The organism is Pseudomonas brassicacearum, assembly GCF_003732225.1.
GTDB lineage: Bacteria > Pseudomonadota > Gammaproteobacteria > Pseudomonadales > Pseudomonadaceae > Aquipseudomonas > Aquipseudomonas brassicacearum_E.
The window spans coordinates 1-24,124 of record NZ_MOBJ01000009.1 but is presented as its reverse complement, the minus strand read 5'-3'; the positions used below and the strand labels follow the sequence as shown (position 1 = coordinate 24,124).

Sequence of the window (24,124 nt, the reverse complement as noted above, 5' to 3'; positions counted from 1 at the left end):
TGTGCTGCGCTTTGATTCATTTTCTACCCTAAAGGTGCGAAATGAATAGCCCTTCCCGACTTGCTTCGTGTGAAGCGCTGAAACCCATGGAAGCGCTCAAGTACCTGGCTTTGCAGCGTTGCTTCCCACACCTCCATCATTTGCCCTACAGCAATTTCGGAAGCACCTGTAGTGGTCCAATGAAAAAGCCCAGCACTAGGCTGGGCTTCGGAATCGAGGAAATATTGTTATACGGGTGCCTTCGACGATTTTTGCGTCTTTTTGATCGCTTCAGCCCTTTCTATGACTTCTAGCTGAGAAGCGATAGCCTTGCTGATCACTTCTTCAAACACTCCTCGCTTCGTTTCCGCAGAAGCGTTGGAGAAAAAATCAGCCAATGGGCTGTTTTTTCCGGCCTTAACGGCACTCATGACTGTTCCACCTCGGTTAATAGCTCAACGAGCTCGTTTTGATCATAGGTCTCAGGAATCAAAGCGTCAATTTGCTCTACGGAAACGTCGCCCTCGAAGGCCATAGCCGTACGATCCGTATTTTTTATGATCAAATCCACAGAAAAATGTTCACCGTAAGATTTCCTCAGCTCCACAACGTTTCGGCGCGCAGCCAAATACTGACTGACAAATGCATCCATTGGGATATTGCGCCCCTCAGTGATCTCCCTAGCTTTAACAAACTGCCAAGCTAGCTCAGGCCTTTGATAAACATAGATCACCTGAGCCATTCGTTGATTTCTCAGGACCCTGTCGATGTTCCGTCTTGCCACGTCAATATTTGCCAAGGTCCCATCAAGAAGAAATGAAAGGTGCTTGTTGAACGCCCGATCAAGCACCCTCTCCAAAATTTTGGTTACCGCACGCTGATAGAGGTATGAATTATCGCCAGCATACCCAGGAATCAAGCACCTGAAGTCGTCGGGATCAATGCGTAAAACTCTCTGCGCAGGCACACCTGGTATCCCCTCCTCCAAGGTTTCGACCATAGCCTTGGAAATCTCTGTTTTCCCTGCCCCTGGTGACCCAGCCATGAAAACGGTAAGCGGAGAAGCTTCCGCCGCGAAAATACTCGTGTCCGCAATTGTTCTGGCGAGCGACGTCCGATTCGCTTTTGCAAACTCAAAGGCTGCCTCTTCAATGGCAATTTCTTCAGGGGTCATATGAAACTCGGATTCACTCGTGGCGTCGTTTAAGGCTACGGCATGCCGACTATACCGGTTGCTACTGGTGATACGGCCATCTGGAATGATGCGGTCACATTTTGGGTTTCTCCTAGGTCCCCCATCTGTTGGGATGTTCGCTTTTTTTCAGACGCCAGAAACCACAAAACCCCTGACTTCTTTCGAAATCAGGGGTTTTGTGTGTATCGAATTTGGCGGTGAAGGAGAGATTCGAACTCTCGATACAATTTCTTGTATACACACTTTCCAGGCGTGCTCCTTAAGCCACTCGGACACTTCACCGTATCTCTTCAAACATGTTCTGTCTGTCGAGGCGCGCTAATGTAGTCGAAAGCTTTTCCGATGGCAAACATTTTTTCAGAATTTTCATGCGGTTAAGAGATTTATGCGTTCGGGCGGGTTTGGAGACAGGGCAAACCTGCCAATCTTCGGCTGGGTGAATGCTTCTATATAGAGGGCAATGCGCGGTGCGTATGGCCGGTTACGCTTGGCGGGCGCGAATTGGCTGACTGGCCGGTCAGCCTTGGTGCTTTACCTGGCCTACGGCGGTGGGTAACGTCTGCCCCACTTCAATACAAGGAATAGCGTCATGAGTGAGTTGATTTCCTACCATCTCGAAGACGGTATCGCGACCCTGACCTTGAGCAATGGCAAGGTCAATGCCATCTCGCCGGACGTGATTGCCGCGTTTAATGCTGCGCTGGATCAGGCGGTGACGGATCGTGCGGTGGTGATCATCACCGGTCAGCCGGGCATTTTGTCCGGCGGTTATGACTTGAAGGTGATGACGGCCGGTCCTAAAGAAGCGGTGAGCCTGGTGACCGCTGGCTCGACCCTGGCCCGTCGTCTGTTGTCGCACCCTTTCCCGGTGATCGTCGCGTGCCCAGGGCATGCGGTGGCCAAAGGTGCATTCATTCTGTTGTCGGCTGATTACCGGATTGGTGTCGACGGCCCGTTCAGCATTGGTCTGAACGAAGTGCAGATCGGCATGACCATGCACCACGCCGGCATCGAGTTGGCCCGTGATCGTCTGCGCAAATCGGCGTTCCACCGTTCGGTGATCAACGCTGAGATGTTCGATCCGCAAAGCGCGGTGGATGCTGGCTTCCTCGACAAGGTCGTCTCTGCTGAAGAACTGCAAGGTGCCGCACTGGCCATGGCGCGTCAGTTGAAGAAGATCAACATGACCGCTCACAAGAACACCAAGCTGAAAGTGCGCAAGGCCCTGCTGGAGACGCTGGACAACGCGATCATTCAGGATCAGGAACATTTGGTTTAAGAAGCCCGAAAGCGATGCAATGAAAAGCCCGACCGCCGAGTCGGGCTTTTTCTTGTCCGATCTGTTTACCGTCCTTCAGCCGCTCTAGGCGGCATCTGACGCTATAGGTCAGAAACATGCGCTTAAACATCGCCTATCTCCTACCTCTATAGTGGCAATTGCCGAAAACAGTGCACATCCGTACACTGCGCCACCTTTTGTCCCGGTGGGCCTGTAAATGCTGTATCTGTTTCGCATGTTATTGATGGGCCTGCATTTTGTTGTAGCGGGTGTGCTCGGCGTAGTGCTTGGTCTGTGCCGGCCGTTCAATCCGGATAACAGCCGTTTGTGCGCGCGCCTTTATGCCTGGCCGGCGATGTGTATTTTGCGTTTGCGAGTGAAGGCCGATGTCGACGGGCTAACGAACAAGACGCAAAGCTGCGTGGTGATCGCCAACCATCAGTCGAACTACGATCTGTTTGTGCTGGGCAATGTAGTGCCGCACCGCACCGTGTGCATCGGCAAGAAGAGCCTGAAATGGGTGCCATTGTTCGGGCAGCTGTTCTGGCTGGCAGGCAATGTGTTGATTGACCGTGGCAATGCGCACAAGGCTCGGCAATCGATGCTCACCACCACCGACACCTTGCAGCACAAAGACACCTCGATCTGGGTATTCCCGGAAGGCACGCGCAACCTTGGCGAAGAGTTGCTGCCGTTCAAGAAAGGTGCGTTCCAGATGGCGATCGCCGCCGGGGTGCCGATCGTGCCCGTGTGCGTCAGCAGCTACATCAACCATATGCGCCTGAACCGCTGGCGCAGTGGGGAGATCCTGATCCGCTCGCTACCGGCGATTCCTACCGCCGCTTTGAGCATGGACGACATGCCGATGCTGATCGCCCAGTGCCGCGAACAGATGCGCGAGTGCATCGAGTCGATGGATCGACAGCTGCACGCTGCCTGAATGAAGCCCGCCCTGTGCGGGCTTGTTTTTGCCGGCGAACTTCGCCGATTTTACTGACTCTCAAGCCTCAGAGCAGGATAAGCTGGACGTTACCTGTCATTGCCATTTGCCAAGAAGAAGTGAATAAAAATCATGGGTAGAGTCGTTGCGTCTGCGGTCTACAGTGCCGGTAAGAGAGTCGCCAATATCACCCTCGATGAGGGCGCCGCCTGGGCTGCAAAACCAGGCCACTTTGTATGGATCGGCCTTGAGGAGCCGAACGCCCAAGAGCTGGCCAACCTGCAACGTCAGTTCGGCCTGCACGAACTGGCGATTGAGGACGCCCTGGGTAAACACAGCCGACCGAAGCTGGAAACCTTTGGCGATGCGCTGTTTATCGTCACGTACTCGCCGGTGCGCCATGAGGGCAAACTGGAGTTCATCGAAACCCACATCTTTGCCGGCAAGGGTTACATCATCACCTGCCGTAACGGTCACTCGGCGTCCTACGCGCATGTGCGCCAACGCTGTGAGGCGCGCCCGCTGTTGCTTGAGCACGGCGAAGATTTCGTCCTGTACGCCCTGCTCGATTTCGTCATCGAAAACTATCAGCCAGTGGGCGAAGCGATCCATAACGAGATCGATGAACTGGAGCGCAACGTGCTGCGTAGCACGCTCAACGAAAAGGACATTCAGAACCTCCATGGTTTGCGTCGCGACGTGTTGCGCCTGCGCCGTTATGTAGCGCCGATGGTAGAAATCAGCGAGGAGCTGCAGAAGCTGAGCTTCCCGTTTATCGACAAGAACATGCGACCGTACTTTCGTGATGTGCAGATCCATGTCACACGGCAGATGGAAGACCTGACGACGTTACGCGACATCGCCAGCCAGACCATCGAGATCGGCGTGTTGCTGGAAGCAGCCCGACAAAGTGTGGTGCAACGCAAGTTTGCGGCCTGGGCGGCAATTCTGGCGTTCCCGACAGCGGTGGCCGGGATCTATGGGATGAACTTTCAGAACATGCCGGAACTGAGCTGGCATTACGGCTATTTCGTGGTGATGGGGTTTATGACTGTGGGCTGTTTCGGGTTGTGGGTGAGCTTCAAGCGGTCGGGGTGGTTGTAACGCCTTATCCTGTAGGAGCTGCCGCAGGCTGCGATCTTTTGATCTTGAACTTTAAAGATCGCAGCCTGCGGCAGCTCCTACGGGCATTTATACAGATTTCGCCTGCGGCTTATGAGCCACAAACCGCATCATCCATTCCGCGACAGTGGTGCCGTGGTGCTCATGCGCCAGGCTGGCCACGCCTTTCTGATAGACCTGTTCGCCAAGATGTTGCTGGCGGATTTCCAGCAACGCCCGCGAGTAATCGTGAATGAACTCCGGGTGGCCCTGGAAGCACAGTACCTGGTCGTTGATGTGGTACGCGGCGTACGGGCAAAAATCGCTGGAAGCGATCACCGTAGCGTTTTCCGGTAGCGCGGTGACCTGATCCTGGTGGCTGATCAACAAGGTCAGTTCTTCCCGCACCGGGCTCATCCACGGCGCTTTGGCGGCGAGTTTGTACTTGTGGGTGCCGACGCCCCAGCCCTGCGTCGCGCGCTCGCTTTTGCCGCCCAACAGCAGCGCCAGCAATTGATGGCCGAAGCACACGCCCAGCAGCTTGTCGCCGCGCTCATAGCGCGCCAACAGGTAAGTCTTGAGGGTTTGAATCCACGGGTCGTTGCCGAATGAGTCAGCCTTGCTGCCGGTCACCAGATAGGCATCGAAGCTCAACTCATCGCTCGGGTACTCGCCTTGCATCACGTTGTAGACGGTGAACTCGGCAGCGATGGGTTGCTGCGAAAACAGACGCTGGAACATCTGCCCGTAACCCTGATACTGATCGACCAGTTCTGGGCGCAGGATGTCGGTTTCCAGAATGCAGATGCGTAACGACATAAAAAATACCTGACACGATAGAGGCGATAGTGCACACCCAGAGCCTGCCTTGAAACGTTGGGTCAGGCAAGCCCGGTGCGCACCGCCAATCCGTCAGAGCGACTCCCTCAGAACAACGCTCCCTTCGCGGCCTTTTCCAGCAGCAACGCAGGCGGAGTGAAACGCTCACCGTACTGCTCGGAGAGGTACTGGGCGCGGGCGACGAAGTCTTTCACGCCGTATTGGTTGATGAACTGCAACGCCCCGCCCGTCCAGGCAGCGAAGCCAATGCCGAAGATCGAACCGATGTTGGCGTCGGCCGTCGACTGCAGCACGCCCTCCTCCACGCAGCGCACGGTTTCGATGGCTTGCACAAACAGCAAGCGATCGCGTACGTCCTGTGGTGATATCTGCCCGTCAGCCTTCTCGAAACGCGTTTTCAGCTCTGGCCACAAGTGTTTTTGCCCTCCAGCCGGATACTCATAGAAACCACCGCCAGCGGCTTTACCAGGACGTTTGTATTCGTTGAGCAGCAGGTCGATCACGGCAAACGCCGGATGCACTGTCAGCGGTTTGCCTTCGGCTTGCAGGTCCTTGGCGGTTTGCTGGCGGATATGGCTCATCAGGCTGAGGGAAACTTCGTCGGAAATCGCCAGCGGACCAATCGGCATCCCGGCCTTGCGCGCCTCGGTTTCGATCATCGGCGCCGAGATGCCCTCGCCGAGCATGGCAATGCCTTCGTTGGTGAAGGTGCCGAACACCCGCGAGGTGAAAAAACCACGACTGTCGTTGACCACAATCGGGGTTTTCTTGATTTGCAGGACGAAATCAAAACCACGGGCGAGGGTTTCATCGCTGGTATTGGCGCCCTTGATGATCTCCACCAGCGGCATTTTATCGACCGGGCTGAAGAAGTGCAGACCGATGAATTTCGACTGATCCGGCACCGCTGTCGCCAGGCCACTGATCGGCAAGGTCGAGGTGTTGGAAGCGATGACCGCGTCGGCACCGATGACTTTTTGCGCGGCTGACGAGACCTTGGCTTTCAGCTCACGGTCTTCGAACACGGCTTCGATGATCAGGTCACAGCCCGCCAGATCGGCGTCCTGCTCGGTGGTTTTGATCCGCGCCAGCGTGGCTTCCCGCTGCGCTGCGCTTAACTGGCCACGGGCGACTTTTTTGTCCAGCAGTGCTGCCGAATGGGCCTTGCCCTTTTCGGCTGCCGTCAGGTTGATGTCCTTGAGCACCACGTCGATACCGGCCACGGCGCTGACGTAGGCAATGCCGGCGCCCATCATCCCCGCACCGAGCACCCCGACTTTCTTGGTCACGTAAGGTGCGAAATCTGCAGGCCGCGAACCTCCGGCATTGATCTCGTTAAGCTGGAACCAGAAGGTGCCGATCATGTTTTTCGCCACCTGGCCGGTAGTCAGCTCGGTGAAGTAGCGGGTTTCGATCAGTTGCGCCGTGTCGAAATCGACTTGAGCACCCTCAACCGCGGCGCAGAGGATCTTCTCCGGTGCCGGCATGCAACCCTGAGTTTTACTGCGCAAAATCGACGGCGCGATGGCCAGCATCTGCGCGACTTTCGGGTGCGACGGTGTACCACCGGGAATCTGGTAACCGTTCATATCCCAAGGCTGTTTGACCGCAGGGTTGGCAACAATCCACGTGCGCGCCTTCGCCAGCAGTTCATCACGATCCGCCGCCAGCTCATCGACCAAACCGGCTTGCAGTGCTTGCTGCGGCCGAACTTTCTTGCCTTCGAGCAAATACGGCAGTGCCTTCTCCAGCCCCAGCATGCGCACCATGCGCACCACCCCGCCGCCGCCCGGCAGCAGCCCCAGCGTGACTTCCGGCAAACCGATCTGCACCGACGAATTGTCCAGCACAACGCGGTGGTGGCAGGCCAGGCAGATTTCCCAGCCGCCGCCCAGTGCCGCACCATTGATCGCCGCAACCACTGGTTTGCCGAGTGTTTCCAGCGTCCGAAGCTGAGCTTTGAGTGTCAGCACCATGTCGTAGAAGGCTTTGGCCTGGGGCTTGCCGACCTTGATCAACTCGTTGAGATCGCCGCCAGCAAAGAAGGTTTTTTTCGCGGAGGTGATGATCACTCCGGCAATCGAATCCTTGTCGGCCACCAGCCGCGCAACGCAATCAGCCATGGCCTCGCGGTACGCCGCGTTCATGGTATTGGCGCTCTGGCCCGGCATGTCGATGGTCAGGACGACAATCTGGTCCTGACCTTTTTCGTAACGAATGGCATCAGTCATAAAGGTGCTTCCTTGAAGTCGGGGCTCAGAGGCGTTCAATGATGGTGGCAATGCCCATGCCGCCGCCGACGCAAAGGGTCGCCAAACCGTAGCGCAACTGCCGCACTTCCAGTTCATCGAGCAAGGTGCCGAGAATCGCGCAACCGGTGGCGCCCAGCGGGTGGCCCATGGCGATGGAGCCGCCGTTGACGTTGACCTTGGTCGGATCGATGGCCATGTCCTTGATGAACTTGAGCACCACCGAGGCAAACGCTTCGTTGACCTCGAACAGATCGATGTCCTCGACTCGCAGCCCGGCCCTGGCCAAGGCCTTGCGAGTGGCCGGCGCAGGGCCGGTCAGCATGATGGTCGGGTCGGTGCTGGTGACTGCAGTGGCGACGATCCGCGCCCGTGGCTGCAAACCCAACTCTCGACCACGAGCGGCGGAGCCGATCAACATCAGCGCCGCGCCGTCGACGATCCCCGAGCTGTTGCCCGGTGTGTGAACGTGGTTGATGCGTTCGATGTGGCTATAGACCCGCAGCGCGGTGGCGTCGAAACCCATTTGCCCGAGCATCTCGAAGCTCGGCTTGAGCTTGCCCAGGCCTTCCAGCGTCGACTCGGCGCGAATGAACTCGTCATGATCAAGCAGGACGATACCGTTCTGATCCTGCACCGGCACCAGGGACTTTTTAAACGAGCCATCCGCCCGTGCTCGCGCAGCCTTCTGCTGGGAGTGCAGCGCGTACGCATCGACGTCCTGACGGCTGAAGCCCTCGATCGTGGCGATCAGGTCGGCGCCGACGCCTTGTGGAGTGAAATGGCTGTGCAGGTTGGTCTGCGGGTCAAGCGCCCAGGCGCCGCCATCGCTGCCCATCGGCACCCGCGACATGGACTCGACGCCGCCGACCACCACCAGGTCCTCGAAGCCGGAGCGAACCTTCATCGCTCCGAGATTCACCGCCTCCAGCCCGGACGCGCAAAACCGGTTGATTTGCACGCCCGCGACGCTGACGTCCCAGTCGGCCACCAGCGCTGCGGTTTTGGCGATATCGGCGCCCTGATCACCAATCGGCGTGACACAGCCGATCACGATGTCATCGACCTGGCTGGTGTCGAGCTGCGTACGCTGCTGCAAAGCGCCGAGCAAGCCTGCCAGCAGGTTCACCGGCTTGACGCTGTGCAAGGCGCCATCGGCCTTGCCTCGGCCACGGGGCGTGCGTAACGCATCGAAAATCAAAGCTTGGGTCATGACGTCCTCGTACCGCTGGCAGATGAATAATGAGCGAGTTCTCACCTTAGGCTCAGCAGCGGCGGATTCAATGACCGAAGCGCTCAACGGCCTTGACGGTCACGCTCAGACGGACGGTAGTGAGCTATCGGATTAACCGGTTCAGGTCAGCGAACTGTCTAGCAAAAGGCCGGCAAAGCAGCTGGCAATACGCCTCATGCCTTTTTAGTAGCTGTTTGTTCTTATTTGATACGAAATGGATCTAAACCACAGCCTGCGGGGCCCCTAAGGTAAACCTTACGAGGTTGTCGTCGGGTTTTGCCGAGGCGCTCGTGAGAAGGGAACTACAGCGCTTTGCCGTCATGGAGAAATGCAGGCAAGCATTCGACGCTCAGGAAATAACAAAAAAAGGCAGACAGCCATGTTCAAACATTCGAAGGTACGTCAAGCCGGGCTCATTCTATTCGCCACTACGTTGATACTGATTTTGCCGAACCTTACAAAAATGATCGGATAATCAAGCGTGGTTGTTTACGACGCCTCATTAAAAATCTGACTCGCTCGCTATCCGGGTCAGCGCGCGTGTGCCAACCTTTACGGCATACCCACGACAGGATGGCGATCACTTGAAAAGTCTACTTTTGCTCTGGGCCTTGCTGCTCAGCACGCCCTTGTATGCTGCGCAACTGGTGCTCGATCTGGGCAACAGCAGCCAAACCTGGCGGACCGAGGAGTTGCTCAAGCATCCTCAGGTTCAGACTATTCAGATCACCGACGATGTGTCCTATAAACGGGACATGAGTTATCGCGCTGTACCGCTGGCGGCGTTGTTGACCGGAATAAAAGCCGACGACCACTTGCAAGCCGTGGCCCTGGACGGTTTCGCTGCCGAGCTGGCTGCCGCGCCTTTGCTCAACACGGAGGGCGCGCAGGCGTGGTTGGCCATTGAAGACCCGGCCAAGCCTTGGCCAGCGCTGGCGGAAGGTAAACCCAGTGCCGGACCGTTTTATCTGGTGTGGACCAACCCTCAGGCCGGGCATATCAGTCCCGAGCAATGGCCTTTCCAGGTCGCCAGTATCAAACGCCTGGCAGCGGTCGGCGTACGCTTCCCTGCCCTGCTTCCAGACCCGGCGCTCGCAGCCAATGACCCGGTGAATCTGGGCTACGCGCTATTCCAGAAAAACTGCCTGGCGTGCCACCGTTTGAACGGCGCGGGCGATGCGCAGTTTGGTCCGGACCTGAACATTCCCTTCAGCCCAACCGAGTACTTTGGCGCTGAATTCCTCAAGCGCTATATCCGCGACCCGCAAAGCTTGCGCCAGTGGCCACAGGCGAAGATGCCGGGGTTCTCGACGGCGGCATTGTCGGATGAGGAGCTGACGTTGCTGGTGGGATATTTGAAGCATATGGCGGGGCGTAAGCAGCAGCCCTGATAGTTTGAGAGATGTGGTGTTAGTAAGGGCCTCATCGCGAGCAAGCTCGCTCCCACAGGATTTCCGGCACACTGGAGATCCAATGTGGGAGCGAGCTTGCTCGCGATGAGGTATCCCCAATCTTACTGCTGTTGCACCGAAATCACCGGCGTCGGCGAGACGAACACCTTGGCGTGCATCTGTTCACACCCACCGCCACGGCGCATGCCGCGTACTGGGCAGGCATCGAGATAGTCGAGGCCTACCGCCAGTTTCAGATGACGCTCGGGCCTGGCCAGTTCGTTGGTGACATCGAAGCTGTACCACGCGTCGTCGAGCCAGGCTTCGGCCCAGGCGTGACTGGCCAGGTGCTCGCTGTTTTCGCTGTACAGGTAACCCGACACATACCGCGCTGGAATCCCCAGGCTGCGCGTGCAGGCGAGAAACGCATGAGCGTGATCCTGACAGACGCCCGCGCGCCCGGCGAACGCTTGAGCTGCGCTGGTTTCGACTTCAGTGGACCCCGGCGTGTAGGTCATGTGCTGGTTGAGGCCATGCATCAAGTCGATCAGCGCTGTGCGATCACGGCGTTGGCGACATTCCTTCTCGGCAAACGCACGTAGCGCCTCATCCGCCTCGGTCAGTCGAGTGAAACGCAAGAACGGCAGCGCCGACTGGCTTTCATGTTCGGCCTCACGCAGTTCATCGATGTCCACCTGACCCCGCGCGCCGATGATGATCGCCTCATGGGGCTCGTCCATCGTCAGCACGTGCAGGATGTTGCCGAACGGATCGAGTTGCGCGCGCACCGGACGTGGCAGGTCGAGTTGCCAGCTGAGCACGTGCTGACGCTCGCTGTCGTGCGGTGTCAGTCGCAAATACTGGATGCTCGCCCGCACCTGATCTTCGTAGTGATAGGTGGTCTCGTGGCTAATGGAAAGTCTCATGCAGCCTCCAGATAGGAACTGTGTATGGCGTTGCCCAACTGGCGCACCAGCGGGATGAATTCGGTCAGCCAGGCGTGCAGGCCTTCATCGAGAATTTCGTTGATACCGGTATAACGCAGCCGTGCGTCCATTTCCGCTGCCAAACGTTGCGCAGGACGGCCGTTGGCCCCCGGCAGTTGGGCGAGGATCTGATCGATTTCTTCAGTGCAGGCACGCAGCGAACGCGGTACGTCGGCACGCAACAGCAACAGCTCGGCGACATGCCGAGCGCCAGGTGCATCGCGATAGATCTCGGTGTACGCCTCGAACGACGACAAGGCCCGCAGCAATGCGCTCCACTGGTAATAGGCGTGGGCGGTGCCATCGCTGACCGCCTCGGCCTGATCGCCGGCCATTTCGTAGCGGGCATCGAGCAGACGCAACGTGTTGTCAGCCCTTTCGATGAACGTCCCCAGACGAATGAAGCGAAACGCATCGTTGCGCATGATGGTGCCGTAGGACGCGCCCCGGAACAGGTGGGAGCGTTCTTTGATCCACTCGCAGAAACGGCTCATGCCATAACGGCTGAGGCCCTGTTCGGCAATACCGCGAATCTCCAGCCAGGTCGAGTTGATGTTTTCCCACATGTCGGCGGTGATCCGCCCACGTACCGCGTGAGCACTGGCCCGCGCAGCACCGAGACAGCTGTAGATGCTGGCCGGGTTGGCCGCATCCAGGGCAAAGAAGTGCAGCAATCGTTCGGCGTGCAATTCGCCGTGGCGCTCCAGGTAATCGTCCAGCGTGCCGGTGATCAGCAAGGGCATCGCCAATTCGTGCAGACCGTCACCGCGGCCATCCTGCGGCATCAATGACAGCGAATAACTGATATCGAGCATCCGTGCGAGGTTTTCCGCCCGCTCCAGGTAACGCGACATCCAATACAAATCCGAGGCAGTTCTACTTAACATGGCAGGCTTCCTTCAATCCTCGACCACCCAGGTGTCCTTGGTTCCGCCCCCCTGGGACGAATTGACCACCAGGGATCCTTCGCGCAGGGCTACACGGGTGAGGCCGCCGGGTACGACCCGGGTTTCGCGGCCAGACAGGACAAACGGGCGCAAGTCGATGTGCCGTGGGGCGATGCCGTTTTCGACAAACGTCGGGCAGGTCGACAGGGACAACGTCGGTTGTGCGATATACGCGTGGGGCTTGGCCTTGATGCGTGCGCGAAACGATTCGATCTCTGCCGCAGAGGCAGCGGGTCCGACCAACATTCCGTAACCACCGGAACCCTGGGTTTCCTTGACCACCAGCTCAGGCAGGTTCGCCAAGACGTGAGATAACTCTGACGGGTTGCGACACTGCCAGGTCGGCACGTTTTTCAGGATCGGCTCTTCGTCCAGGTAGAAACGAATCATGTCGGTCACGAACGGATAAACCGACTTGTCGTCCGCGACACCGGTGCCGATGGCATTCGCCAACACCACATTGCCGGAGCGATAGGACGACAGCAATCCTGGAACGCCGAGCATCGAATCCGGGTTGAACGCCAACGGATCGAGGAAGGCATCGTCGAGGCGACGGTAGATCACATCGACGGCTTTCGGCCCGTCGGTGGTGCGCATGAACACCTTGTCATCACGTACGAACAGGTCCGCGCCCTCCACCAGTTCCACGCCCATCTCGCGCGCCAGAAACGCGTGCTCGAAGAACGCACTGTTGAAGCGCCCGGGGGTCAGTACCACGACACTCGGGTTGTCCAGCGGGCTCGAGCTTTTCAGGGTGTCGAGCAACAGGTTCGGGTAATGATCGATGGGCGCGATGCGCTGGGCGGCGAACAACTCGGGGAAGAGCCGCATCATCATCTTGCGGTCTTCGAGCATGTAGCTGACGCCACTGGGCGTGCGCAAATTGTCTTCGAGCACGTAGTACGTGCCGTCGCCATCGCGCACCAGATCGACGCCTGAGATATGCGAATAGATATCGCGATGCAGATCCAGCCCTTGCATGGCCAGCTGGTATTGCTCGTTGGCCAGCACTTGTTCGGCCGGGATGATGCCGGCCTTGATGATGCGCTGCTCGTGATACAGGTCGGCAAGAAACATGTTCAGTGCCTTGACCCGTTGAATACAGCCGCGCTCGACGATCCGCCATTCACTGGCGGGGATGCTGCGGGGAATGGTGTCGAAGGGAATCAGGCGCTCTGTCCCCTGCTCATCACCATAGAGCGTGAAGGTTATCCCGGCGCGATGAAATAACAGATCGGCCTCGCGTCGCCGTTGTGCCAAAAGCTCGTCAGGCGTTTCAGCTAACCAACGGGCAAACTCCCGATAATGCGGGCGGACCAGGCCGCCGGCGTCGTACATCTCATCAAAATAGGTGCGGATCATGCCGTACTCCTTGTCACCCGGACACCTAGGCTTCGCAAGGCCCGTGCCAGCGGCATAAACGCTTTATTATCAATCGGTTGGATAATCGCCCAATGCACACCGCACCAATCCTGTGCGGCAAATGCCCCAACCTGATCGCCCCCGCTTCATTGCAAAGCAATGCTCATGGCTATTACCAGCATAGCCAGAGTTGATTTCACTGCCCGTTTGCGGCTGCGATCCTTTGATTTTTTAACATCCAGAAACAAAAACGGCCAACCCTGAGGTCAGCCGTTGCTGAGTGTTGTCGCTGTTCATAGTGTTATGCGAGTAGCCCTCGTACCTCCTGCTTGACGCCCCATCCTTCGATAATCCCACCCAAAGGCTCGACCACCGCCTCAAAGTCCTGTTCGAAGTCACCGATGCCGCCGTAAGTGGCGTACATCACTTTGCTCAACTCCAGATGCCAGGCACCGTCATCACGCACGCTGACCTGCGCATTCAAGGACTCACCGCGAAAATGCCCTGCCGCCCTGCGTGCCCGCTCCTCATCCGGGAAAATGGCGTAGAACTCGATGGGATGGAACCGTGAAAAGTCAAAACCGCCCTCTTTCATGCGGCGCAGCACGCTGCTGCTGATGTCTTCTTGATAGGCTGTGCTCATGAAACGTCCTCCTCAAACTGATGGATAGACTTTCCGTACTCCCAGCGCCCGCAACCGAATGGTGAGGGCGATACGGCAATCAGATTGCCGCCGGGAAACAAGCATGTAGCTGACAAGACCAGACCTTAGCGATCCATTCGCTGATCTCGATTGCAGAGTAGCCCCAAGTCAGAGCTGCTGCCAAGGCCTGGTTGCGAGTCGCATCAAGAGGTTATGCAATTGGAGTGATACTGAGAATTTCAATGCTGTTCTGATCTTTCAGACTTTTGACTGTCGGATCATCGGTTCGACCCTCCAGATCATTGAGATCGAGCTCGGCCGGAACAGGGAGGAGTTTTGCACGAATCAATTGCGCGGCCCGCTCCATCGTGGGTTTTTGTTCGCAATCGAATTGCTCCACGGTCTGCACACCGTGATCATCAACAAAGGTGACTTCCCACTTTTGCATTGGTGCCTCCTCGATAAAACCCATTGATGGGCTTACAACATCTCGACCCCAAACGCCGAGCAATCGTTCCCGCGCAAACCAATGCTTTGGCATGAAAAAAGGCCGCCTGTTGGCGACCTCTCTGCAACGCGCGCGGGATTACTTCTCGGCGCGTTCTTTCAGTGCTTTCAAGGTATCGAATGGCGCGTCGACCACAAACTTGTTGGCCAGCCAGGACGGCACGCTGCCACCCGGCTCAGTGTGAACCTGATAGGTCACTTCGACCTGGTCAGCGCCTTTTGGAATGAACTTCCAGAAGCCTTGAACCTGGGTGACACGCACAAAACCTTTTTCTTCAGGAAGGTAGGTCGGCACACCTTCAAGCTTACGGGTCAGGCTGCCATCGGCACCTGCGACGGTGGTCACGTGCAGCACCGAATCACGTGCAGTCACCGGCCATGGGGTATTGAACTGAGTGTAGGTCCAGCTTTGATCGCCTTCGTGCTTGAGCAACTTCTGCGATTTGCACTCGTGAATCCAGGCACACGCGCCGACCACGTCTTCCTGAAGAGCGCGCAACTTGGCCACGGTGGTCTTCATCACAGTCACACCGCGATAGGCCTTGTATTGAGACCCGGCGACTTCACTCAGGGAAACCTTGATACCGTCCTCATCCTTGGCAGTTTTCCAGTCTTCAGCCTGGGCTGTCGTGGCCAGCAGAACGGTCAAACCACACAACACAGCGATACGATGCAGCGAACCCATAGTCTTATTCCTTATTGTTGAAGTTCCGTTCGTTGAACACACTACGCCGCGGTCATTTCCTCCCACCAACCGATCAACTTGATGGCTTCTTCCCGACTGTTGCCGCAGACCTCGATATCCGCCTGAAACGCGCTACATACTGCCGGACGTTCAGGTTTGCCGAAGATACTGCACAGATTGTCGACAGACAGTTGCACACAACGCTCTCCCGCCGCTTTGCCGTTGGGCATTCCGGGGATAGGTGTGCTGATGGAAGGGGCAATGCAACAGGCGCCACAGCCTTCACGGCAGTTCATGACGACACGCTCCTCGCGACGGGTAGTGTGTTGAATAACGTGGACTAGAGTACCCGCTAAAACAGCCGTTTGAAATTGGCCGGACAGCGGTTTTTTCATTCAAATACGCGTGACTGACCAGTCTCCGACAAAGCGTCTGGTTCGGGAGTCACGGATCTGCGAGTGATTTAGTGCTTGAACTCGAACTCAAGTGCCGCGCCTTCTACTTCTCGGTGCTCTTCTTTGCGCATTTGCAACTGCATTTCGTTGCTGAGCAGGCGACCGTTGAGCTGAAACGGGCTGTCATCTTTGGGCTTTTCACCAAACATGGGCGGCAGCAAAGGCGCATGTTTGACTAGCGGGACACTCCCGACAGGTTGCAACTGCTTGACCATATCCGGTGGCAGACTCAAATCCAGCTTGGCCGGTGGCAAGTACGTGGTTCTAACCACCTCACTCGCGGATTTCGATTTTGAGGCAACAGGTGGGCGTTTTTTTTGGGGTGTCGGCTTCTTCGACGCTTCGGTCTTTTTGACAGGGGCATGGTTTTTCGCCGGCGCAGCGGGCTTCGCCTTCACCTCAGACGTGCTGACTGCCCCTTTATCTGGAGCAGCCGCAGCCATCGCGCTGCCTGGAATGAAGACACTCAAAAGGCACGCCAACATCAATCCCGCAGGGAAAATCGCTTTCATAAACACTACAGCGCTAACGGCAGAGGGCCATATGCTCGCTTGTTGTAAAGCCCCTGACAAGCTCACATAGCAATCCAGCCCTCGAGTCCGCATCAAAAGCCGCTAGCGGTCTCCTGACACAGCTGAGTGGCCAGCATCCCGAGTGTCATCAGCGCCCGCTCGGCTTCACGATTCCACGGCGTGCCGCAGTTCAAGCGAATGCAGTGATTGAACTGCTCGGTGTTACTGAAAATAAGCCCCGGCGCGATACTGATGCCCTGCTGCAACGCCCGTACATGCAATTCCTGCGTATTGACCCGTCCCGGCAGGCTGACCCATAGAATGAAGCCGCCCGTGGGCCGGCTCATCTGCGTTCCTTCTGGGAAATACTGCTGCACCGCCAACTGGAAAGCGCTGAGATTTTTGCGGTATTCCTGACGGATGTAGCGCAAGTGGCGATCGTAGCCGCCGTTCTCCAGATAAGCTGCAATCCCCATCTGCGTCACGCTGCACGCCGAATGGGTGCTGAAGGTCTGCAAACGCTGGATTTCCTGCTGGTACTTGCCGGCAATCATCCAGCCGATACGCACACCGGGCGACAGGGTCTTGGAGAAACTTGAGCAATAGATGACCCGATCCAGCCGGTCATAGGCTTTCAACGATTTGGTGCGGCCCTGCTCGAACATCAACTCGCCGTAAATATCGTCTTCGACAATCTGGATATCGAAGTCCGAAGCCAGGCGCAGCAGCTGCTTTTGCCGCTCTTCCGGCATGGTGCCACCCAGCGGGTTGCTCAGGCGGGTGGTCAGCACCAACGCTTTGATCGACCATTGGTTGGCGGCCAACTGCAAGGCTTCCAGGCTCATTCCCGTCGCCGGGTCGCTGGGAATCTCGATGACTTTCAACCCCAGTAAATCGGCGAGTTGCAACAGACCGTAGTAGGTCGGCGACTCCGCTGCGATCAGATCGCCGGGACGCGTCAGGACGCGCAACGACATTTGCAGCGCATCGACACAACCATGGGTGATGACCACTTCTGAAGGGTCGACCACTACGCCGGCATCACGCATGCGGATCGCCACCTGACGACGCAGCGGCTCAAACCCCGGGCTGAACATGTAACTGAACGCCCGCGGGCTGTGGAACCGTGTGACCTTGGCCAATTGCTGGTGCAACGCCCGTACCGGCAGGTAGTCGACACTGGGCACCGCCGCGCCTAGCGGGAACACCCCTTCACGACGCGACTCGACCAACACTTGCTGAATGATACTGCTGCGCGTGACCAGGCCAGGACGCTCGACACGCGCGATATCCGGTGTCGGCGCGGTCAGTGCCGGGGTCTGGTGGACGTAGTAACCCGACTGCGGACGCGCGCGAATCAGCCCCTGATCTTCAAGATTGGCATACGCCTGAAGCACCGTCGCATGGCTGACATTAAGCTGCGAGCTCATCTTGCGCACTGAAGGCACGCGCTCGCCAGGCTGATAGACACCACGCCGGATATCCTCAGCCAACTGCTGAGCGATACGTTGATAGAGCAAGAGATTGGTCATGACGCAGCACTCGATTTCACGGGCATTTTATTCTTGTGTGAAACAATACCGGAACAGTTTAGAAGTGTACTGGGACAGTTGCCACAATAGTCGACCGTACAGTGCAGTGACAGCAAAAACTGTACTGCTTTTATGGGTATGGCGCGATCCAATTCGCAGGCAAAAAAAACCCGGCATCACTGAGGGGCCGGGTTTTCCAGTAACGCTGACCTTAGCGGGCAGCGCCAAGCTGGCCTTTTTCGTCGGAGAACACAATTTCGACCCGGCGGTTTTGCGCGCGCCCCCGCTCGGAAGCGTTGGCCTCTACCGGATACTCATCACCGTAGCCTTCGACCTGAATACGTTTATCGTCGATTCCCAGATCGATCAGCATGTCAGCCACTGACTGGGCACGGTCGCGAGACAAATGGAGATTGTCCTGCTTGCCGCCGGTGCTGTCGGTATAGCCTTCGATACGCACCACACGCTTGGGGTTGAGCTGAAGGAACTGGACGATTTTCAGTACGGTGCGGTTTGCCGAGTTTTTCAGCTCGGCTTCCCCCGTGTCGAACAATACATCGCCGAGGGTCATGACCAGACCCCGATCGGTCTGGGTCGTGGCCAGATTGATGATTTGCTCTTCGAGCCATTTACCCTGTTGCTGCACGCTGAGCAGTTTGTTCTCGCGCAATGCCAGTTGCAGGCGCTGACGCTCCAACTCAAGCTTCACCGCACGCTCATCATTCAGCGCTTGCTCTGTGTGTTGACGGGCAATTTCGCTGTAACGCTGACTCAGGTAAGCGTAATGCTGAACATCCGCGCCGCTGCCCCAGTAGGTCGACAGGCGATCAGCCCGGGCAAGGGACTCACCCGCCCGAATCACGTCCTTGGGCGCAATGCGCAGTACATTCGAATCTTCCTTGACCTTCTGAAAGTCGGCGCCGGCTTGTTGCAAAGCCGCCGCGCTGTGTTGACCTGCGCAGCCGGCAAGCCCTGCGCAACCGACCAGCAGTAAGCCGCCCAGGAGTGTGTTTTTCAGGTTCATTGGGCATCTCCCAGTTGCTTGCGCAGGCGAGTGATGCGGGTATTGAGCACGTTCAGTTTCTCCTGACTTTTCAACGTCAGAACCTTGGCCTCGGCCAAGCGCGCGTCCAGCTCCGCCTGTTCGGCCTGCATGCGCGCATCCTTGAACGATTGATGGCTCATGTCGGCCTGAGCCTGAGCGAACTTGCCTTCAGCGAGTTTCAGCTCGGGCACATCTTCAGTAGTTGCCCCAACAGCGGCGGCCTGTTCCAGGGTCCGTTCGGTCAAACGCAATTGTTCATTCGGCGCCGGATCGGCTGCACAACCCGCCAGAGCCAGAACGGCCAGGGCAGCGAAAAGAGGTCGAAGAGTCACTAAAAATCCCTACTGTTTTGGGGTGCTGACGGGTTGCTGCAAGTGTGCTTTCCAGCGCTCCAGATTGCGCTGCAGCAGGGCCTCCGTCAGGCCGGACGCGGGCAATTCTGTCATCTTTTTCGACAACTGTCCGCGTAACCATGGATCGTTGCAGGCAGAGTTGCGGGAAATGGCGAGGAACAGCCCTGGTTGGTCGATCGGTTGCGGATACGTCTTTACGTCATTGGCCATACCCAATGTCTGTGCCATGGCCATCCCGGTATAACGCCCGGCGAGCACATAATCCGCTTCACCCAGCAGCAACTTCTGAAAAGCCTGTGTCAGGTTTGGCAGACTCATCAAGGTCAATTGCTCTTGTGCATAGGTCTCGAAAGGTTGTGTTAAACGAGCCTTTGCCGAGACTGCACCAACATGCCCACGCAGGTCCTGCGCCTCGTTGTAGACCAGTGCCGAGCCCTTGCGGGTCCAGACCAGATAGTCGTTTTCCACCAGCGGCGGCTGGATGTAGTCCAGTGACTCGAGTTGATTCTCCATCAGAGGCGCATCAGCCAGCATGTCGATGCGCCCGCTGCGCACTTCATCCAGCGCCTGGGAGCGTTTGCCGGCGTACAGCAGCTCAACCTTGATCCCCAACTCCCCCGCCATCTGCTGCAACAAGTCGGCGCTGGTACCGATCAAGTGCACCGGATCTTGCGGGTCTTGCCACAGATACGGTGGTGCATCCGGGCTGCCGGTCACCACCAGACGCTCGCATTTGCCCGCGGCAACTGAGAATAAGGGCAAAGCCGACAGGCTCAGCAGCAGCCACAAGCCGCTCCGGCGACGCAAATCCATGGCGCATTTCTCCCACACTCAAATCGCAGACAATAAAAAACCCGACCAAAAGGCCGGGCTCTTTATAAGTTAAGCCGCTGGATTAGACCAGCTTCTCAAACTCGGGGATGGCTTCGAACAAGTCCGCCACCAGGCCGTAATCGGCCACCTGGAAGATCGGCGCTTCTTCGTCCTTGTTGATCGCAACGATCACTTTGGAGTCTTTCATGCCGGCCAGGTGCTGGATCGCGCCGGAGATACCGACGGCGATGTACAGCTGTGGAGCAACGATCTTGCCGGTCTGACCAACCTGCATGTCGTTGGGTACGAAACCTGCGTCGACCGCGGCGCGGGAAGCGCCAACAGCAGCGCCCAGCTTGTCGGCCAGGGCGTACAGGTGTTTGAAGTTATCGCCGTTCTGCATGCCGCGGCCGCCGGATACGACGATCTTGGCAGCGGTCAGTTCCGGACGATCGGACTTGGCCAGCTCTTCGCCAACGAAGCTGGAAGTGCCAGCGTCGTGAGCAGCAGCAACCGCTTCAACGGCAGCCGAACCACCAGCAGCTGCCACCGGGTCGAAACCGGTAGCACGCACGGTGATGACTTTTACCGAAGCGTTGGACTGAACGGTAGCGATGGCGTTACCGGCATAGATTGGGCGCTTGAAGGTGTCAGCGCTTTCAACCGAGATAATCTCGGAGATCTGGTCAACGTCCAGCTGAGCGGCAACGCGCGGCAGGATGTTTTTGCCGTTGGAAGTGGCGGCAGCCAGAATGTGGCTGTAGCCCTTGCCCAACTCTGCAACCAGAGGCGCTACGTTTTCCGGCAACTGGTGTGCGTAAGCAGCGTTGTCGGCGACCAGCACTTTGGCCACGCCAGCGATTTTCGCGGCAGCTTCAGCTACAGCGCCAACGCCCTGACCTGCGACCAGAACGTGGATGTCACCACCGATTTTAGCGGCAGCGGCCACAGTGTTCAGCGTGGCCGGGGCCACTACTTTGTTGTCGTGTTCTGCGAGTACCAAGATAGTCATGATTCGGCTCCTTAACTCAAAGCACCTTCGCTTCGTTTTTCAGTTTCTCGACCAGTTCAGCCACCGACTTGACCTTGATGCCCGCGCTGCGTGCAGCCGGCGCTTCGACTTTCAGGGTTTTGTTGGTGGAGGCGGTGGAAACGCCCAAAGCGTCAGGAGTCAGCACTTCAAGCGGCTTCTTCTTGGCTTTCATGATGTTTGGCAGGGACGCGTAGCGCGGCTCGTTCAAACGCAGGTCGGTGGTGACGATGGCTGGCAATTTCAGCGAAACAGTCTGCGCGCCGCCGTCGATTTCGCGGGTCACGGCAACTTTGTCGCCAGTGACTTCGACTTTCGAGGCGAAGGTGCCCTGACCGTAACCACTCAGTGCAGCGAGCATCTGGCCAGTCTGGTTGTTGTCGCTGTCGATGGCTTGTTTGCCAAGGATCACCAACGAAGGCTGTTCCTTGTCGACAACAGCCTTGAGCAGCTTGGCAACGGCCAGGGAAGTCAGGTCTTCGGCGGATTCGACGAGGATGGCACGGTCGGCACCCAGAGCCAGCGCGGTGCGCAGTTGCTCTTGAGCGGTGGACGGGCCGATGGAGACGACGACGATTTCAGTCGCAACACCTTTCTCTTTCAGGCGTACGGCTTCTTCCACTGCGATTTCGCAGAAAGGGTTCATCGACATCTTGACGTTAGCGAGATCGACGCCGGAGTTGTCCGCTTTGACGCGAACCTTGACGTTATAGTCGACTACTCGTTTGACAGCTACAAGAACCTTCATGGATTCCTCGTTACTCTCCGGTGAAAAGAAAGTCGCCTAGGCGAACCTGGCGGTTGATGCTCATCGGGCACAAGGGCACCTCTAAAAACGCCGGCATTTGTGATGGGTGACCCAGCTCACGAGGCGTGATGACCGTTCGTCAGTGGTGACTAACGAGTCATTCTTTGTCGCGGCGTGTAAACTTCGCGCCAAACCTGCGCTGCGCGTCACCTTGTACTGCCTTCGCCCTGTCTTTAGAGGTGCTCTTGAAACCAACAGTCAGCCTACGGCGAGCGCAAAACCGCCCGTATCTTGACCGGAACGCCTATTCCGGTCAATACGCCAAAATAGCCAGTTATAAGCCGCGCTTCTTTGATTTCTCTGGCCTGGAGCAAATTCAAACAAACGTTTGTATTGGACGCTGAGAGTGGTGTAGATATAATGCGCCACCTAGAGAGAAAGGTGGTTCATCGATTGTCCCTTCCCCCGCCTGTCGTGGGAATTCATGGATGCGACACCAAACCTCCAATTAGAAAAAAACTGTTGAGCCTTGAGTAGGAGATAACCTGTGGAACGCGAATACATGGAATTCGACGTGGTCATCGTCGGTGCCGGCCCCGCTGGTCTTTCCGCCGCCTGCCGATTGAAGCAGAAGGCCGCCGAAGCCGGTAAGGAAATTAGCGTCTGCGTGGTCGAAAAAGGCTCCGAAGTCGGCGCTCACATTCTTTCTGGCGCGGTGTTCGAACCTCGGGCCCTGAATGAATTGTTCCCTGACTGGAAAGAACTCGGCGCACCGCTGAACACTCCGGTCACTCGCGATGACATCTTCGTTCTCAAGAACGCCGATGGCGCGATCAAGATTCCAGACCTCTTTGTGCCCAAGACCATGCACAACGAAGGCAACTACATCATCTCCCTGGGCAACCTGTGCCGCTGGCTGGCTCAGCAGGCCGAGAACCTGGGCGTAGAGATCTACCCAGGCTTCGCCGCTCAGGAAGCGCTGTTCGACGAAAACGGCGTGGTTCGCGGGATCATCACTGGCGACCTGGGCGTTGACCGTGAAGGCAATCCTAAAGAAGGCCTGTACACCCCAGGCATGGAACTGCGTGGCAAGTACACGCTGTTCGCCGAAGGCTGCCGTGGCCACATCGGCAAGCAACTGATCAAGCGCTTCAACCTCGACACCGATGCCGACGCTCAGCACTACGGCATCGGCCTGAAAGAAATCTGGGAAATCGATCCGGCCAAACATCAGCCAGGCCTGGTGGTGCACACCGCCGGTTGGCCGCTGGACATCATGGGCACCGAAAACACCGGTGGCTCGTTCCTCTATCACCTGGAAAACAACCAGGTGGTGGTTGGCCTGATCGTTGACCTGTCCTACAGCAACACTTACCTGTCGCCGTTCGACGAGTTCCAGCGCCTCAAGCATCACCCGGTGCTCAAGCAGTACCTGGAAGGCGGCAAGCGCATCAGCTACGGCGCGCGCGCAATCTGCAAAGGTGGCCTGAACTCGCTGCCGAAGATGGTCTTCAAGGGCGGCGCGCTGATCGGTTGCGACCTCGGCACTCTGAACTTCGCGAAGATCAAAGGCAGCCACACCGCGATGAAGTCCGGCATGCTCGCCGCTGACGCCGTGGCCGACGCCCTGTTCGCAGGCTCCGAAGGCGCTGATGAGTTGAACAGCTACGTTGAATCGTTCAAAGCCAGCTGGCTCTACGAAGAACTGTTCGCCAGCCGTAACTTCGGCCCGGCGATCCACAAGTACGGCGCGATCGTCGGCGGTGGCTTCAACTGGCTCGATCAGAACATCTTCGGCGGCAAACTGCCGCTCACCTTGCACGATACCAAGCCGGACTACGCCTGCCTCAAGCTGGCGGCCGACAGCAAGAAGATCGACTACCCGAAACCGGACGGCAAACTGAGCTTCGATAAACTCAGCTCGGTGTTCATCTCCGGTACCAACCACGAAGAAGAACAGCCTTGCCACCTGAAGCTGGCCGACGCGAGCATCCCGATCAGCAAGAACCTGCCGCTGTACGATGAGCCTGCTCAGCGCTACTGCCCGGCTGGCGTGTATGAAGTGATCACCAAGGAAGACGGCGAGAAGCGCTTCCAGATCAACGCCCAGAACTGTGTGCACTGCAAGACCTGTGACATCAAGGACCCTGCGCAGAACATCACCTGGGTAACACCGGAAGGTGCTGGCGGCCCGACTTACCCGAACATGTAAGCCAAATCGCCAAACATCAAGGCTCCCTAAGTGGGGTAATGCTGTTCACTTAAGCATTTGAGTCCACGCCGGGCTTCCTAGAAAAT

24 protein-coding genes and 1 tRNA gene are annotated in these 24,124 nt (G+C 57.5%); 5 read left to right on the top strand and 20 right to left on the bottom strand.

Annotation, left to right across the window (positions count from 1 at the left end):
• Positions 1–227 precede the first annotated feature (227 nt).
• From BK659_RS13645 to BK659_RS13635, 3 genes are all read right to left on the bottom strand, one after another.
• The gene (locus tag BK659_RS13645) at positions 228–410 is read right to left on the bottom strand and encodes a hypothetical protein (RefSeq protein ID WP_123425591.1); all 183 of its coding nucleotides are present in this window, start codon (positions 408–410) and stop codon (positions 228–230) included.
• On the bottom strand, positions 407–1,153 hold the full coding sequence (locus tag BK659_RS13640; protein ID WP_123425590.1) for a zeta toxin family protein: 747 nt from the start codon (positions 1,151–1,153) through the stop codon (positions 407–409). The genes BK659_RS13645 and BK659_RS13640 overlap by 4 nt, the downstream gene beginning before the upstream one ends.
• A gap of 213 nt (positions 1,154–1,366) precedes the next feature.
• Positions 1,367–1,456 (bottom strand) — tRNA-Ser (locus BK659_RS13635).
• 307 nt (positions 1,457–1,763) lie between these two features.
• Here BK659_RS13635 and BK659_RS13630 point away from each other — a divergent pair.
• From BK659_RS13630 to BK659_RS13620, 3 genes are all read left to right on the top strand, one after another.
• A complete protein-coding gene (locus BK659_RS13630) occupies positions 1,764–2,453 on the top strand; it encodes a crotonase/enoyl-CoA hydratase family protein (protein WP_123425589.1) in 690 nt (229 codons plus the stop codon).
• Positions 2,454–2,670: 217 nt separating this feature from the next.
• Positions 2,671–3,393, top strand: coding sequence for a lysophospholipid acyltransferase family protein (locus tag BK659_RS13625; protein WP_123425588.1), 723 nt, complete (start codon positions 2,671–2,673; stop codon positions 3,391–3,393).
• A gap of 132 nt (positions 3,394–3,525) precedes the next feature.
• Positions 3,526–4,497, top strand: a complete 972-nt coding sequence (locus BK659_RS13620; protein WP_123425587.1) for a magnesium and cobalt transport protein CorA — start codon at positions 3,526–3,528, stop codon at positions 4,495–4,497.
• An 87-nt stretch (positions 4,498–4,584) separates the two neighbouring features.
• Here the strand turns inward: BK659_RS13620 and BK659_RS13615 are convergent, their stop codons facing one another.
• From BK659_RS13615 to BK659_RS13605, 3 genes are all read right to left on the bottom strand, one after another.
• A complete protein-coding gene (locus tag BK659_RS13615; RefSeq protein WP_123425586.1) occupies positions 4,585–5,313 on the bottom strand; it encodes an amidotransferase in 729 nt (242 codons plus the stop codon).
• 107 nt (positions 5,314–5,420) lie between these two features.
• The gene (locus tag BK659_RS13610; protein ID WP_123425585.1) at positions 5,421–7,565 is read right to left on the bottom strand and encodes a 3-hydroxyacyl-CoA dehydrogenase NAD-binding domain-containing protein; all 2,145 of its coding nucleotides are present in this window, start codon (positions 7,563–7,565) and stop codon (positions 5,421–5,423) included.
• Positions 7,566–7,590: 25 nt separating this feature from the next.
• Positions 7,591–8,796 carry an acetyl-CoA C-acetyltransferase gene (locus BK659_RS13605; protein ID WP_123425584.1) on the bottom strand — a complete coding sequence of 402 codons (1,206 nt, stop codon included), beginning with the start codon at positions 8,794–8,796 and terminating at the stop codon, positions 7,591–7,593.
• 605 nt (positions 8,797–9,401) lie between these two features.
• Here BK659_RS13605 and BK659_RS13600 point away from each other — a divergent pair.
• Positions 9,402–10,208: a c-type cytochrome gene (locus tag BK659_RS13600; protein ID WP_259740260.1), complete on the top strand. Its 807-nt coding sequence runs from the start codon at positions 9,402–9,404 to the stop codon at positions 10,206–10,208.
• A gap of 122 nt (positions 10,209–10,330) precedes the next feature.
• Here BK659_RS13600 and BK659_RS13595 read toward each other — a convergent pair whose 3' ends face one another.
• The 14 genes from BK659_RS13595 to BK659_RS13530 all read right to left on the bottom strand — a co-directional run bounded on the left by BK659_RS13595 (position 10,331) and on the right by BK659_RS13530 (position 21,826).
• Positions 10,331–11,134: a transglutaminase family protein gene (locus BK659_RS13595; protein ID WP_123425582.1), complete on the bottom strand. Its 804-nt coding sequence runs from the start codon at positions 11,132–11,134 to the stop codon at positions 10,331–10,333.
• Positions 11,131–12,081 carry an alpha-E domain-containing protein gene (locus tag BK659_RS13590; protein WP_123425581.1) on the bottom strand — a complete coding sequence of 317 codons (951 nt, stop codon included), beginning with the start codon at positions 12,079–12,081 and terminating at the stop codon, positions 11,131–11,133. Before BK659_RS13590 ends, BK659_RS13595 begins: the two co-directional genes overlap by 4 nt.
• A gap of 12 nt (positions 12,082–12,093) precedes the next feature.
• Positions 12,094–13,503: a circularly permuted type 2 ATP-grasp protein gene (locus BK659_RS13585; protein WP_123425580.1), complete on the bottom strand. Its 1,410-nt coding sequence runs from the start codon at positions 13,501–13,503 to the stop codon at positions 12,094–12,096.
• A gap of 301 nt (positions 13,504–13,804) precedes the next feature.
• Entirely contained in the window at positions 13,805–14,146 is a 342-nt protein-coding gene (locus tag BK659_RS13580) for a ribonuclease E inhibitor RraB (RefSeq protein WP_019689386.1), read from the bottom strand.
• Between the two features lie 211 nt (positions 14,147–14,357).
• Positions 14,358–14,594, bottom strand: a complete 237-nt coding sequence (locus BK659_RS13575) for a hypothetical protein (protein WP_259740259.1) — start codon at positions 14,592–14,594, stop codon at positions 14,358–14,360.
• 138 nt (positions 14,595–14,732) lie between these two features.
• The gene (locus BK659_RS13570) at positions 14,733–15,338 is read right to left on the bottom strand and encodes an START domain-containing protein (protein ID WP_123425578.1); all 606 of its coding nucleotides are present in this window, start codon (positions 15,336–15,338) and stop codon (positions 14,733–14,735) included.
• Between the two features lie 41 nt (positions 15,339–15,379).
• Complete coding sequence (locus BK659_RS13565; protein WP_123425577.1) at positions 15,380–15,634, bottom strand: YkgJ family cysteine cluster protein; 255 nt, start codon at positions 15,632–15,634, stop codon at positions 15,380–15,382.
• 167 nt (positions 15,635–15,801) lie between these two features.
• Complete coding sequence (locus BK659_RS13560; RefSeq protein ID WP_123426078.1) at positions 15,802–16,305, bottom strand: translation initiation factor 2; 504 nt, start codon at positions 16,303–16,305, stop codon at positions 15,802–15,804.
• 92 nt (positions 16,306–16,397) lie between these two features.
• Positions 16,398–17,837 carry an aminotransferase-like domain-containing protein gene (locus tag BK659_RS13555; RefSeq protein WP_123425576.1) on the bottom strand — a complete coding sequence of 480 codons (1,440 nt, stop codon included), beginning with the start codon at positions 17,835–17,837 and terminating at the stop codon, positions 16,398–16,400.
• 211 nt (positions 17,838–18,048) lie between these two features.
• Entirely contained in the window at positions 18,049–18,861 is an 813-nt protein-coding gene (locus BK659_RS13550) for an OmpA family protein (protein ID WP_123425575.1), read from the bottom strand.
• The gene (locus tag BK659_RS13545; RefSeq protein WP_123425574.1) at positions 18,858–19,214 is read right to left on the bottom strand and encodes a DUF4398 domain-containing protein; all 357 of its coding nucleotides are present in this window, start codon (positions 19,212–19,214) and stop codon (positions 18,858–18,860) included. The genes BK659_RS13550 and BK659_RS13545 overlap by 4 nt, the downstream gene beginning before the upstream one ends.
• A 9-nt stretch (positions 19,215–19,223) precedes the next feature.
• Complete coding sequence (locus tag BK659_RS13540) at positions 19,224–20,048, bottom strand: substrate-binding periplasmic protein (protein ID WP_123425573.1); 825 nt, start codon at positions 20,046–20,048, stop codon at positions 19,224–19,226.
• A gap of 82 nt (positions 20,049–20,130) precedes the next feature.
• Positions 20,131–21,060, bottom strand: coding sequence for an electron transfer flavoprotein subunit alpha/FixB family protein (locus tag BK659_RS13535; protein WP_123425572.1), 930 nt, complete (start codon positions 21,058–21,060; stop codon positions 20,131–20,133).
• Positions 21,061–21,076: 16 nt separating this feature from the next.
• Entirely contained in the window at positions 21,077–21,826 is a 750-nt protein-coding gene (locus BK659_RS13530; RefSeq protein WP_123425571.1) for an electron transfer flavoprotein subunit beta/FixA family protein, read from the bottom strand.
• 547 nt (positions 21,827–22,373) lie between these two features.
• Here BK659_RS13530 and BK659_RS13525 point away from each other — a divergent pair.
• Positions 22,374–24,038 carry an electron transfer flavoprotein-ubiquinone oxidoreductase gene (locus BK659_RS13525; protein ID WP_123425570.1) on the top strand — a complete coding sequence of 555 codons (1,665 nt, stop codon included), beginning with the start codon at positions 22,374–22,376 and terminating at the stop codon, positions 24,036–24,038.
• The last annotated feature ends 86 nt before the right edge of the window (positions 24,039–24,124 follow it).